18 protein-coding genes are annotated in these 12,525 nt (G+C 37.0%); 9 read left to right on the top strand and 9 right to left on the bottom strand.

Annotated features, from left to right (window positions below; all coding sequences use genetic code 11):
* Positions 1 to 450: 450 nt before the first annotated feature.
* From tnpC to tnpA, 3 genes are all read right to left on the bottom strand, one after another.
* Positions 451 to 1,989, bottom strand: coding sequence for an IS66 family transposase (gene tnpC, locus AC6CHH_RS08190; protein ID WP_498281657.1), 1,539 nt, complete (start codon positions 1,987 to 1,989; stop codon positions 451 to 453).
* Between the two features lie 72 nt (positions 1,990 to 2,061).
* Positions 2,062 to 2,403 (bottom strand): IS66 family insertion sequence element accessory protein TnpB, encoded by a 342-nt coding sequence (tnpB, locus tag AC6CHH_RS08185; RefSeq protein WP_498281655.1) that lies wholly within the window; start codon positions 2,401 to 2,403, stop codon positions 2,062 to 2,064.
* Positions 2,404 to 2,679 carry an IS66 family insertion sequence element accessory protein TnpA gene (gene tnpA / locus AC6CHH_RS08180; RefSeq protein WP_498281653.1) on the bottom strand — a complete coding sequence of 92 codons (276 nt, stop codon included), beginning with the start codon at positions 2,677 to 2,679 and terminating at the stop codon, positions 2,404 to 2,406.
* 68 nt (positions 2,680 to 2,747) lie between these two features.
* On the opposite strand from tnpA, the gene AC6CHH_RS08175 reads away from it, so the two are divergent.
* Complete coding sequence (locus AC6CHH_RS08175) at positions 2,748 to 3,125, top strand: tyrosine-type recombinase/integrase (protein WP_498281663.1); 378 nt, start codon at positions 2,748 to 2,750, stop codon at positions 3,123 to 3,125.
* A 548-nt stretch (positions 3,126 to 3,673) separates the two neighbouring features.
* Here the strand turns inward: AC6CHH_RS08175 and AC6CHH_RS08170 are convergent.
* From AC6CHH_RS08170 to AC6CHH_RS08160, 3 genes are all read right to left on the bottom strand, one after another.
* Positions 3,674 to 3,880: a hypothetical protein gene (locus AC6CHH_RS08170; protein WP_498281651.1), complete on the bottom strand. Its 207-nt coding sequence runs from the start codon at positions 3,878 to 3,880 to the stop codon at positions 3,674 to 3,676.
* 94 nt (positions 3,881 to 3,974) lie between these two features.
* Positions 3,975 to 4,838: a helix-turn-helix domain-containing protein gene (locus AC6CHH_RS08165; protein WP_498281649.1), complete on the bottom strand. Its 864-nt coding sequence runs from the start codon at positions 4,836 to 4,838 to the stop codon at positions 3,975 to 3,977.
* A gap of 74 nt (positions 4,839 to 4,912) precedes the next feature.
* Positions 4,913 to 5,539 (bottom strand): putative quinol monooxygenase, encoded by a 627-nt coding sequence (locus tag AC6CHH_RS08160; protein WP_177195722.1) that lies wholly within the window; start codon positions 5,537 to 5,539, stop codon positions 4,913 to 4,915.
* Between the two features lie 408 nt (positions 5,540 to 5,947).
* Between AC6CHH_RS08160 and AC6CHH_RS08155 the strand changes: the two genes are divergently transcribed.
* Both AC6CHH_RS08155 and AC6CHH_RS08150 read left to right on the top strand, forming a co-directional pair.
* A complete protein-coding gene (locus AC6CHH_RS08155; protein ID WP_498281647.1) occupies positions 5,948 to 6,199 on the top strand; it encodes a type II toxin-antitoxin system ParD family antitoxin in 252 nt (83 codons plus the stop codon).
* Complete coding sequence (locus AC6CHH_RS08150) at positions 6,192 to 6,491, top strand: type II toxin-antitoxin system RelE/ParE family toxin (RefSeq protein ID WP_498281645.1); 300 nt, start codon at positions 6,192 to 6,194, stop codon at positions 6,489 to 6,491. Before AC6CHH_RS08155 ends, AC6CHH_RS08150 begins: the two co-directional genes overlap by 8 nt.
* Before the next feature lie 362 nt (positions 6,492 to 6,853).
* Here the strand turns inward: AC6CHH_RS08150 and AC6CHH_RS08145 are convergent, their stop codons facing one another.
* On the bottom strand, positions 6,854 to 7,342 hold the full coding sequence (locus AC6CHH_RS08145; protein ID WP_498281661.1) for an integrase core domain-containing protein: 489 nt from the start codon (positions 7,340 to 7,342) through the stop codon (positions 6,854 to 6,856).
* Positions 7,343 to 7,540: 198 nt separating this feature from the next.
* On the opposite strand from AC6CHH_RS08145, the gene AC6CHH_RS08140 reads away from it, so the two are divergent.
* The 6 genes from AC6CHH_RS08140 (at position 7,541) to AC6CHH_RS08115 (ending at position 11,119) form a co-directional block, all read left to right on the top strand.
* Complete coding sequence (locus tag AC6CHH_RS08140) at positions 7,541 to 8,023, top strand: putative quinol monooxygenase (RefSeq protein WP_498281643.1); 483 nt, start codon at positions 7,541 to 7,543, stop codon at positions 8,021 to 8,023.
* Positions 8,024 to 8,517: 494 nt separating this feature from the next.
* The gene (locus tag AC6CHH_RS08135; protein ID WP_498281641.1) at positions 8,518 to 8,952 is read left to right on the top strand and encodes an SRPBCC family protein; all 435 of its coding nucleotides are present in this window, start codon (positions 8,518 to 8,520) and stop codon (positions 8,950 to 8,952) included.
* Between the two features lie 156 nt (positions 8,953 to 9,108).
* Positions 9,109 to 9,429 (top strand): ArsR/SmtB family transcription factor, encoded by a 321-nt coding sequence (locus tag AC6CHH_RS08130; protein WP_498281640.1) that lies wholly within the window; start codon positions 9,109 to 9,111, stop codon positions 9,427 to 9,429.
* A gap of 16 nt (positions 9,430 to 9,445) precedes the next feature.
* A complete protein-coding gene (locus tag AC6CHH_RS08125) occupies positions 9,446 to 9,898 on the top strand; it encodes a DinB family protein (protein WP_498281638.1) in 453 nt (150 codons plus the stop codon).
* A gap of 181 nt (positions 9,899 to 10,079) precedes the next feature.
* On the top strand, positions 10,080 to 10,472 hold the full coding sequence (locus tag AC6CHH_RS08120) for a hypothetical protein (protein WP_498281636.1): 393 nt from the start codon (positions 10,080 to 10,082) through the stop codon (positions 10,470 to 10,472).
* Positions 10,469 to 11,119 (top strand): sigma-70 family RNA polymerase sigma factor, encoded by a 651-nt coding sequence (locus AC6CHH_RS08115; protein ID WP_498281634.1) that lies wholly within the window; start codon positions 10,469 to 10,471, stop codon positions 11,117 to 11,119. The genes AC6CHH_RS08120 and AC6CHH_RS08115 overlap by 4 nt, the downstream gene beginning before the upstream one ends.
* A 62-nt stretch (positions 11,120 to 11,181) precedes the next feature.
* Here AC6CHH_RS08115 and AC6CHH_RS08110 read toward each other — a convergent pair whose 3' ends face one another.
* Both AC6CHH_RS08110 and AC6CHH_RS08105 read right to left on the bottom strand, forming a co-directional pair.
* A complete protein-coding gene (locus AC6CHH_RS08110; RefSeq protein WP_498281632.1) occupies positions 11,182 to 11,547 on the bottom strand; it encodes a DUF1801 domain-containing protein in 366 nt (121 codons plus the stop codon).
* A 216-nt stretch (positions 11,548 to 11,763) separates the two neighbouring features.
* Positions 11,764 to 12,453: a metallophosphatase domain-containing protein gene (locus AC6CHH_RS08105; RefSeq protein ID WP_498281630.1), complete on the bottom strand. Its 690-nt coding sequence runs from the start codon at positions 12,451 to 12,453 to the stop codon at positions 11,764 to 11,766.
* Between the last annotated feature and the right edge of the window lie 72 nt (positions 12,454 to 12,525).

Genomic DNA, 12,525 nt, shown 5'->3' with positions numbered 1-12,525 from the left:
TCTGTGACACAGACTGTTGGGATCCTGTCATTTATAGTTCGAATTTCAGATTCAAAATTTGCGTGAACTTTAGCCTTGAATCTTCTGAAAAACTGCCGCTGTCTTCTGTTTAGAGTGTTTTTCAAGCAGTTCGATATCCTCTTAAGGTTCTGGTGTTTCCACCTTCTTTGGCTCTTTGTGATTCTTTGATATTAGATAGAGAAAGTCTAATATTAAAGTAGCTTCGTCTTCGTCAACATGGATACCATTTTGTGTCAATATATCAATTGCCTGTTTGATAGAAACCCTTTTGTCTATAAAGTTCATCTTTATTATTTTAATATCTGTTTTTTTGTTAATAATATTTTTGATAATGCGCTGTTTAGTCCCAGTGTATCCGCCCGACGAACCCGGTCTGTTATTATTCCAATAATTTATTAGGTGTTTTTTGAAAAAGCTGAAAACCTTGTTCTAGATTTCCTGTTTCATTTTAAAGTTCTGCGGATAGAGGTCTTTGATGTTTTTATGGTTAATAACCATGATATTTTCCAAGGCATATTTTAGCCATTGGTAAGGGCTTACTTCATGCTTCTTGCATATGGCAAGGAAAGAATAGATCATGGCCGCACGCTGGGCAGCCTCATGTGTTCCGGCGAACATGTAGTTCTTCCGACCCAAAGTGAGGGGCCTGAGGGCATTTTCGACCAAATTATTATCAATTTCTAGTTCCCCATCGTGCAAGTAGACGCTCAAAGCATCCCATCGAGCAATGCAGTATTGCATGGCCTTTCCGATCTGGCTTTTAGGCAAGGTGTTTTTTACTTCCCCAGTGATCCATTTGCCTAATTGATTCAACACGGGTAGCGATTTAGTAAGTCGAAGTTCTTTTCTAGCGTTGGCGTCCAGCCCGTTTTCCCGCGCTTCCCTTTCCACCGCATACAACTTTTGGATCAAGAGCATGGCAGTTCCCGCTCGTTTGGGATCATTGTCCAGCGAACGCTCCATTTCCCTTCTTGCATGTGCCCAGCAAGCGAGGTGTGTTACTCCTTTTCGTGCGCCGATTTTAGTGTACACCGGATATCCGTCACTTTGAAGATAACCCTGAAAGTTTTGCAATACATTTACTGCGGCGATGGCGCCACGTGTTGGCTGGTAATCAAAGAGCACGGTTTTATCCAACGGACAATGGTACACCCAATAGTAACCTTGGTGGCAGGCCCCCTTTTTGGTGCTTTCCAGTACTTTTATCGGTGTTTCGTCTGCTTGCAGGTATCCTTTAGATCGGGTGTCGAACAGCAACTGTTCATAAAGCGGCTCGAGCCGCCCGAGTGCTTTTTTTGTCCAACCTTCCAAAGTAGAAGAGGCAATGGGGATATTTTCCCTTGAGAAGCGTTGTTTCTGGCGGTAAAGTGGCAGATGGTCGACATACTTGTCTACCAAGATGCTGCTCAAGAGTCCGGAACCTGGAATGCCTTTATCGATGACACGTTCCGGCAGCTCTCCGATAATAACGCCCTCTTTTTGTTTGTTGGTGTATTTATAACGGATGTAACGTTTGATGAAAAAACGGGCTGGCTCACACTCCAGTTCCTCGGTAATGTCTTTGCCGATACAAACCATTTCTGAAAGGTCGCCTTCTGGATATATCTCCACTTCTTGAACCGGAAGGTGCGAAGGCAACGCTGCACGGCCGCCTTTCTTTTCCGATTGTCTTTTGCGTTCATAGGTGATCTTCTCTTTGATCACTTCCTCCTGCTCTAACTGCTGCTGCGGGGATGGTTCAAAAGGCAAAGGCAACTGGGACGCATCACCTTCAAAGCGCTCACGTTTCTGGCCAAACTGCATCCGCTTGTACATTTCCACCTGGGCTTTATAATAAGCGAGTTCTTGTTCCAGGTGTAGTTTTTCTTTTTTCAGCCCCAGGATTTCCTGCTCCCCATCGGCAGCCTTCCGCTTCATCAGCAGGTCGATCAGCTCTTGTTTTGACAGGTTTTCCAGTGCCGTTTCCATACGTGAAAGATACGTAAAAGACCGTTTCTGAACAAGAAAAAAGATTACTTTTGTTCATTAAAAATGACCTCTTTACAGCCTGTAGCGCACTTTTTGAATACTCTTCTGAACCTGTATCCCCTCGATCATCAGCACCAGATCGGCCCAGCTAATGTTCTGGTTTTTACTACCCGGAGCAGGGGCTGTGAACGTGCCTTTTTCAAGGCGTTTATAATACAGCACAAAGCCACCGTTCTGCCAATGCAGCAACTTCATATGGGTGCGTCTCTTATTTAGAAAAACGAATACTTCTCCACTGGTGGCATTCCGGCCTAGCTCTCCAGAGACAAGCCCGCAAAGCCCGTCAAAACTTTTACGCATGTCACAAGGCCGGCTGTACAGGTAGTAAAAATGCGAACTGCTCAGACCGAACATCTAGAGCTTCAGCAATTGGGAGAGAGTGGCCAAGTCGGCGCTTTTTACACAAAGTTTCACTCCATTGGGGTAGGTAATCTCGTAACCCGAATCAAAGCTTGGTGGTTGTAAGCGAACAAAACGACCAGATGCAGCCATTTCCACCTCCTTCTTTTTGGAGATCCAATAAGCCAATGTGCTGACTTTTATATCATTCTGCTGGCTGAATACTTCTCTGCTGAGACCTGAATCACGCCAACGCTCGACCAAACTGAACATTTTATCTCTCTTTCCCATAGTATGTGTTTAAGAAAACAAAGGTAAAAACACGCTAGGTGTGAAAACAGACGGGGTTAGTAGGGCGGATACGGCAGGCCAAAGGTTCAAAAGACCGAACGGTGATGCTTTCTAATAAACTCCTGGAGAAACTGCGAGAGTACTACCAAGCTTTTAAGCCGAAAAACTATCTCTTTGAAGGACAGTATGGGGATGAGTATAGCAACGGATCATTAAGAAAAATTCTTCACCAGGCCTGTCAAAAGGCTCACATCACTAGAAAGCCAACGCTACATTGGTTAAGACACAGCTTTGCAACTCATCTATTGGAAGCGGGAACTGATATTCGTTACATCCAGCAGCTTTTGGGGCATAGCAGTTCTAAAACAACTGAAATATATACCCATGTAAGCACTAAACATATCAGTCAGATAAAAAGTCCACTTGATAGCTTGAACATTAGTTAAAATTATATCTTTAAAAAGTTTTTTTCGAATAACTGAGCATATGAAGAATAAACAAACCAACTGCCGGGATCTAGTGGGTAGTTCTGAACTGTCCAACCTGAAATACGTGACAGTTAAAGCAAATGTATACGCACCTGGTGTGCATATACACTAGTTAGCGACCATATAAAAAAAATCTCGCCGAAATTGAAAAAACAAAACCAAACTGACTCTTAAAAATGTGGAAGGAATCAAAAAAGAAATAAAAATCCAAACCAAATCTAAAATCAAAAACAGCGGAAATTTTGCGAAATGAAAGTCGGAATTTTTTTTGGTTTTTAAGGACAAAATTCCAAAAACACGTTTGCCGAAAAAAATAACTCTGGAATTGAAAAACTGACCGAATCTGGAATCTGAAATAGAAAACCGAACCAAATCTGAAATCAAAAAATCTGACTTCAAATAGCAACGTCGGATTTGAGCCAGACAAGCAAAAAATAACAACGTCGGATTTTACTCGTGTGGACGGAATCACAACGTCGGACTTGAGCCGGTTTGGAGAAATAAAATCAAAACGTCGGACTTGAGCCAGTTGCCCAAAATAAATTAAACTGACCGATAAATGAAAATAAAACAGAGCGCAGAGCAAATACGGTCGCTAACACCGTGTATAAAACATAGCTGGTTTGCGCTAAATCCAAAGGTCTGTGCCTTTTTGCCAAGTCCGCCAAATCTTTGATTTGGGCTAAACTATTTAGAATCCCGTTCCAAATCAAAGATTTGGCTAATTGCTAATCTGAAAATTATCGTATTTTTATACGCTACGTTTCATACACTGAACGTTATGTGCAACTTAAGACCACCTGATAATTATAGCCTTTCTAGTTTGGCGAAACCTACTGTCTTTCTGTAATTATCTGGAGAAACACCTACTTTTTTCTTAAAAAATCGACTAAAATAAAATTCATCATAATAACCAAGTTCAGCTGCAATCTGTTTCAAAGGTTTTGATGTTAAATATAGCTCTCGTTTAGCCGCTATAACAATTCTATTAGAAATTAAATCGCTAGGTGTTTGCTGTAAATATTTTTTTACAATCCCTGCCAATGTTTTTGTACTAACACACAAAACATCTGCATAATCTTTCGGAGAATGTAATTCACAATAATTTTTCTCAATAGAATCTACTAAATTTTGTAGGATTTCTGATTGACCATCAGAAAATTTTGGAACTATCTCTTTATCGAATTGTTTTTTCTGTCTCACTGCTTCTATCAAAAATACCTTTAAAAAAGCCACAAGAACTTCATGTTGAGCAATAGAATCTCTATCCATCTCTTTAGAAATTTGGTCTATGAGATTAAAAAGCAGCCCTTCTTCAGAAATTTGAAAATGTGGTAATCCATGAAAGTTGTTAAAAAGAACGCCTTCTGTTTCAATTTCATTTTGATGACGATATGTACAAAAAAAGTCAGGGTGAAAATTTAATAACCAGCCTTGACAACGTTCTTCAGAAGAAATCATAAATGGTTGATAAGGCGACAAGCAAATCATTTGATAACCTTGCAGTTCATAATTAGAAAGGTCTACACTTAACTTATAGTTGCTTGCGTTAAGTAAAATAATAGAATAATAATTTTTTCTTTGTAAATGATCAAATTGATTAAGATTTTCAAACCTTTCTAGTCTAAAGGCTAATTCACCATTTTGTTTATCTATAATAATTTGAGCCATAAGAATATATTTCTTTATTTAATATTACATATAAAAAGAAAGGAGTGTTTTACACTCCTTTCTAAAGATATAAATTATTTGGAAGCTATAATATCTATTTTTTGAATTGCAGTTGCTTGGAAACCTTCTAAAAGAACAGGAGCATTTTCCATAAGTGCTGCAGCAACTTTACCTGTTAAATGAGCATCTCTACCTGAATCATCTGCAAAGGTATCAAAGATTGCATAAGTAGTTGCATCTATTTTTATAGCATACCAAGATAAAGTCTTTGGCTCATCACTTACTAATTGTTTTCCAACATTAAGAAAATTTTCGACATCTGCTGTCTTTGCTTCTTTAGATTTCATAATAACAAGTAAGCCATTGTTTTGCAATCCGGACTTATGATTAGATGCCAATACATCTGTTGGTTGAATATCTGTACTAGGATCAAAATCTTCTAACAAATCACCTGCATTTGCTAATAATGCCTTTGCAACTTCGCCTGTTAAATGAGCTTGCCTACCTTCTTCTACTTCAAAGGTATCATAGATACCAAAAGTTTTACTGTCTATCTGAAAGGCAAACCAAGATACTGTTTGGGGTTCTTGATTGACTAGTGCTAATCCACCAAGCAAAAAGTTTTTAACGTCTTGCTCTTTTCCTGGCTTTGCTTTCATAATTACTAATAATCCGATTGTTTCATTTTTGGTACTGTTCATAATGTTTGTGTTTTTAGTTTTTGAAAATGTTTGAGTTGTAAATCCTAGTAAAAAACTAGGAGCACTAATTTTAATGGAACTGTAGTTTTCATTTTTTCTTGTTTATTTGTTACAATGCAAATTTGGGGTGAAACAAAGGACTGTGGAATGGATATTTATTACTATGGTATGGACGATTTTCTGAAAAGCATTACTATTGAATCCAGTATGCACATAACAACGTGTATAATTCATTGCTAGTTCTAGCCTACTTGGAAATTCCTGCGGAATTTCCTCTGGTTCGTTTTAGTTTACTAATTTAGTTGCTGAAACACGCAACGAAATCATACACAAACACGTTGTGTGCAATTTGAGAAAAATTTCGCTTTAATACCAATTTTTGGTATATTTGAGTAAATTTTAATCAAAATGAACAAAAACACATCAATATCACTCGGGAATTATTTTGACCAATTCGTTCAAAATAGTATCAGCAAAGGAAGATTCAAAAATGTTAGCGAAGTCATACGTGCTGGATTAAGACTTTTGGAAGAGGAAGAAAGTAAAGTGATTGCTCTAAAAACCGCAATTCAAGAAGGAATTGACAGTGGAATAGCACACGATTTTGACCCCAAAAAACATCTTAAATCTCTAAAATCGAAAAAGCACTCGAATGGCTGAATATAAACTGACCAACAAAGCTGTCGAGGATTTGTCAAAGATTTGGGATTATACATTTGAAGTTTGGTCGGAACAACAAGCTGACAAGTATTACGATGGGCTGATTTCTAACTGTCAGGAAATTGCTGAAAATCCAGATGTAGGAAAAAACTACGAAGGAATATCAGAGCAACTTCTCGGAATAAAAGCAAATCGACATATAATATTCTACAGAACTTTAAACGAAAATTATGTTGAGATAACGAGAATATTGCGCGAAAGAATGGACTTAAAGAAAAGAATTGCGGAATAAAAAAACTGCACACAACAATGGCTATAAGTAATTGCTTGTTCTCGCCTACTTCTGAAAACCCTTGCGGATTTACAGTTTGGTGTGTACATGCAAAGTTAAATGCAAACCCACGCAACTACTTATAGCCTAACCGTTAGCAGCAAATGTAAGACCTGACCATCCGTGAAATGAAAAATAAGACAATGCTTAGCTTAGCAAACGACTCGAATTTGAAAGGTCTAAAAATTATGCCTAATTATCTTACCTTTTTTGCTGTGGTAACGATTATTATTGTAACCCTCCCTATTTTCGGACTAGCATCCGGGCGATTATTCAAATATAAAAATAGTTGTTGTTATTAGTTCAGTCTTTTTAAAGTTGCCCTAATAACAACATGCCGCCGGCAGGGCACGGTATTCCATGGGCGTTTTGCCCCCCAATGCTTCATGGGGCCTGCTATAATTATAATCCTGCATCCATTCCTCTGCAAGGATCTGGACCTGCGTGGTACTCTCGAACAGATAGGCGTCCAGTATATTTTCTCTGAATGTGCGGTTGAACCGCTCGATATACCCATTTTGCATCGGCCTGCCAGGCTGGATAAATTGTATGTCTATTCCTTTATTGGCACACCAGTCCCGGAATTCCCTACTGATAAACTCCGGTCCATTATCTGTACGGAAACGCAAGGGTTTGCCATGCTCTTTGATGATCCGTTCCAATAATCCGGTCACGGTGGTTGCCGGCATACTGTGGGCAACCTCTACGGCGATCACCTGCCTGTTGTAATCATCGATTATGTTCAGTGTCCTAAACTTCCGTTTGTTGTATCCGCCCGACGAACCCCGTCTGTTATTATTCCAATAATTTATTAGGTGTTTTTTGAAAAAGCTGAAAACCTTGTTCTAGATTTCCTGTTTCATTTTAAAGTTCTGCGGAAACGGGTTGATTGAGAAAAACAGTATATTATTAATAATAATTGAAAATGCGCAAATGGCGCAGCTTATTCCCCAAAAAAGAATATTCCAGAATTAAACCTATTTAAAAGTTCAAATTAAATAATGACAGAAATGATACTCAGACAAGTTAATCGAGATAAGACGATACATAAAATTAAGTCGCTTCTGGTACTGATTGCTTTGATACTTTTTCCTTGGAAAAATGCTTTATCACAACAAAACGATATGTTGGTTCGCATCTCAGAGATTGAGGTATACCCTGAATTTCTAGAGGAGTATAATACGATTTTGAAAGAGGAAGCAGAGGCTTCGGTTAGATTGGAATCTGGCGTTATTGCAATCTTTCCAATGTATGAAAAGGAAAGGCCGCATCAGATTAGGATCTTGGAAATGTACGCTAATTTGGAAGCTTATCAATTGCATCTTAAAACACCACACTTTATAAAGTATAAAACATCAACCCCACATATGATAAAATCCTTGAAACTAATCGATATGGATGTAATAGACCCAGTTTCAATGAAAAGTCTTTTTTCAAAGTTAAATGTCGATTCGGTTCAAACTAAATATCAGCTTAGACCTACCTCACCATAGCATTTTGGAACAGAAGCTTTTGAAAACTTAATAAAAACAGAATTATGTACTAGTTGGGCAATGGTATTTTTTTTTAATACTCTCCAACGAAGAATAGCGCCCCTCTATGACAAGACTTTGACTAACCAGTTCTGTTTGAAGTATCCACAGAATGCTAAAGATGTTCCTCGTTTGTAGGCTGTGCTAATGATATATAGGAGTGGCGACCGTTACAATATTTCTATTCTAAAGGATTTAGCTCCGGTTACATATAGTTTTATTCCGCAAGGTAATATGGAAATCTCGTTTCTTACTCTTGTGGAATTGCAGGATTGGAAGAGATGACCGAATTTCTCGAGAAAGCGAGCGCATCTGAATTAAACACCATCTGTTTAATTCAGATGCGTATGAGTTATAAAAATATCTTAAGGTGTTTATGTACTCTAATGTATATAAAAAAAACTTGTGTAACCCACAGGTTACTCTTATATTTATATTTTCAAAGTCGATTCATTATGAAAACAGAAATTAAACAGCAGTGGATTTATGAGCATACTCCAGAAGAAGTTTGGGAATATCTCACACAATCGGACTTAATCGCTCTCTGGCTAATGCCGAATAACTTCAAAGCAATTCTCGGATACGAATTTCAATTCCAGACCAAACCGATTCCAAGTCTTAATTTGGATGGCATATTTTATTGTAAGGTTCTTGAAATTGTTCCTTTTCAAAAACTTATTTATAGCTGGAAAGGTGGTTCTGGCAATGGTATGTTTTCACTTAACACATCTGTTGAGTGGACATTAAAGTCTCATGAAAATGGAACCAAGTTATTCTTGAAACACTCAGGTTTCAAAGAAGAAAATATTGCTATCTTCAATGGAATGATGGAGGGTTGGGAAAAAAATATTCAGAAAATGTACAATCACATGGATGGCAAAAGCCACTAACTAATTGCAAAGTGAAACAAGAATAAAAGCTGTTTATTAATTGAGGGTGAACTCAAATTTCAGTTTTTTTCTCAATAAATCATGACTTTGGCCAGTTAAGAAGAAATTATCTTCTTAACCTTAAGGCTGACAAAAACCATTTTAAACGAATAATGTATGGCCATACCAAATCTTGATACTTTTCAGGTAATAGCCGACCCGAGTAGGAGGCATATACTACAATTGCTTACCAGAGATAGTTACAATATTAATAGTTTATCTGAGAATTTTGAAATGAGTAGACCTGCTGTTTCAAAGCATATCAAAATACTGCAAATTGCAGGTTTTGTAACGATTAAAGAAATAGGTAGGGAGCGCTATTGCGTTTTGAATCAGCAAGGGTTCAATGAAATTAGAAATTGGATAAACTATTTTGATGAATTCTGGGACAGCAAATTGAAAAAATTGGATACAGTTTTAAAAACAAAAAAAAGGTAAACTAAAAACAAAGGAAATGCAAAAAGAAATATTACTCGAAATGTTAGAACAAAACCGGAAGGACTGTTCTCATTTCTGCAAAAAAATAGAAAAAGAAAATATTGATTTTCGTTTAACAGAAGAGACTGCTTCAGTTGGGTTTATTTACAGACATCTCGTCGAAACAACAAATTTAATTGGGCAGTTTTTTGGTTACGAAACAAGGGTAGAAGGAACAACAATGGGGCAAAAAGATACCGGAAAGCAATACGACCTAGAAATAAGCCGTATGTATTTTGAAACCGGTTACAGTACTCTTGAGAAATTAGTGAACGAAACATCTGACAAAGAATGGCTCGAAGATATAGAAACTACTTGGTTTGGTAATATTTCAAGAATAAAGCTCTTTTCAATTACCCTTTTTCACAATTCTCATCACTGCGGACAAATAGCATCTGCAATTTTGAAAGGAAAAGTATTTAAAGTATAGGAACAGAAAGTATCAACGTTCAAGCATGCCTATATATACAAAAAACAGGAAACCAGGATCGACTTACTCCGCTTAGGAGGTCGATTGGGTATCTGATGAAAAGATTTATTTTTTTCAAACATTGTAACCTTTCCATTTGTCATTTACCCTAATAGGATATACATCGTTTAAAAGGTAAAAAATGGAAAATAAAATTAGAAATCGTTCGCTAACCCACGTATTTAACTTATTACGGTTCACATTTGTCATTGTTCCTATAGTCGCTGGCGTGGACAAGTTTACCAACTTGTTGACCGATTGGGAGCAGTACATTAATCCGTCAATTGAGAACCTATTACCGGTTTCCACTTCGGTATTTATGATGATTGTAGGTGTTATTGAAATTATAGCCGGTATTCTTGTTCTGATGAAAGCTGAAATAGGTGGTTATGTTGTTTCGGCTTGGCTAACGCTTATCGCATTAACCTTATTGCTTGGATTTAATTATTTGGACATAGCTGTACGTGATTTAGTAATGGCAATTGCAGCTCTTTCAATGGCCAAGATATCAAGAATTGTGGGTGATCAACAATGAAGCAATTTGAACAACTGACTGAAGTTGAAATTATCAATCGTATTTTAAATGGAGAGAAACCGCTTTACGAAATTATTCTAAGGCGGTTTAATTCCTGTTTATACAAAATTGGAAGATCTTATAACTACAATCATGAAGACACCCAAGATTTGATGCAGGATACTTATATCGATACTTTCAAAAGCTTATCTCAATTTGGGCAACGTTCAGGATTTAAAACCTGGATCATCAAAATAATGCTAAACAACTGCTACCGTAAAAAGCGAAAACTCAGCTTCAAAAATGAATTTGCAAATGAGATCATCAATGAAAATATAACGCCAATGTTTAGCAATTCAAATAATGACACACAGAAAGAAATTTACAGTCGTGAATTAGGGCATATCATTGAGAAAACTCTGTCAAAAATTCCTGAAGATTATCGCTTGGTGTTTTCTCTTCGAGAAATAAACGGACTGAGTGTGTCTGAGACCTCAGCCTTGCTCGAGATTAGTGAAACAAATGTAAAAGTTAGGTTAAACAGAGCTAAAGCAAGGTTGAGAGCTGAAATTGAAAAGGCATACTCGGCTGAAGAACTTTATGAATTTTATTTGTGTTACTGCGACCCTTTTACCAAAAGAGTGATGCGTGAAATTAACCACCTGTAAGCACCTGACCTTAACAAGGGTACTTATCACCTGAGTAAAATACACATTTACTGTTTTTCACATTAGTTTTCATGATCCATTAGTTCAATCCAATCATTGACCATTTTTTCAATAAGTTCTTTGTTTGCTATAACTTGATCCATGGAATAAAACTTTGCGTAAACTTTTCCTTTTGGGGCAGTTTCAAGAAAGTCCGATTTGATATTAAGCAATTGTCCTTTGTGAAAAATCAGCGCAACATAGTTTTTGATTCTGGGGTTGAATGTGGCAAACTCTTCTTTATATGAGAAGCTGGGGCCTCCCCATTTTACATCTTCTTCTATTTTAGGGCTTGCATCAACAATTATAGACCTGACTGCCTCGAGCTCTTTTTTCAATGGGTGTTCAAGTTTAGAGATGAATTCATCTACTTTTTTTGTGTTTTTCATAGCTTTTAATATTAATTGTTAATTCAAATATCAGAAGCTTTTTCGCAAATAGATAGGTGTGTTAATGACAAATTAACATGCTAATTGCGACCAATAAAATTCCAATGAAGATCAAATTTACGAACGCTACCTTCTATGTATATTAAGTTAAATCTATCTTTTTATTACGCCTTTACTGACGTTTATTCGTCGTCTTCTTGAGCTTAGCATCCTTTTTCAATTATCCTGAGGATTCTCGAATTGGGAATATTCACTAGTAAAATTTCCATATACTACTTCTACTGGTTTATTGCTCATCTCATATTGCTGATCCAAAACACTAGCGTTTATAAAGGTTGTTTTTCCTTTGATAAACCGTCCGTAATCTTCGTGAATATGCCCGAAAATATGATATTTTGGTTTTACTTGCTCAATCCGTATCATTAGCTCTTCACATCCTGTTTGTATCCCGTAAATCGTTTTATCTAATACTCCAGAAGGCGGTCCGTGCGTAATTAATATGTCTGTATCATCAGGAATTAAATCCCAATGTTTTTTTATTTCATTTCCTCGGTCCCGATTAAAGGCCCAATCGTGGAACCATGGCGTAATTGGCGAACCCCATATTTTTATCCCCTCTATTTCAACCCCAGAGTCGTTTAAATAGATTATCCCTGGGGGAATAATTTGAGTAAGATCATCGTTATGTTTTTTTTCAAAATAAAAATCGTGATTTCCCGCAATGAATATTTTGTATCTGAATTCCAACCCACCATACCACTGTAAAAATTTGTGAATTTCCTGAGGCAATCCTGACCTACTTATATCTCCAGCATGAATTATCATATCTCCTTTGGAGAGCTTTAAGAAATTATGCTGCCCATGTGTATCTGAAATAGCTATTATTTTCAAAGGGTTATTGACCATTAAAGTTTATAAATTGGATAATTCAACAAAACTAATCAAATTGGATAACTTGATCCTGTGAAAATTGTATTT

The organism is Sphingobacterium sp. GQ94, from assembly GCF_059758715.1.
The sequence above is the reverse complement of the archived record's forward strand: the minus strand, read 5'-3'. Positions and strand labels throughout refer to the sequence as shown.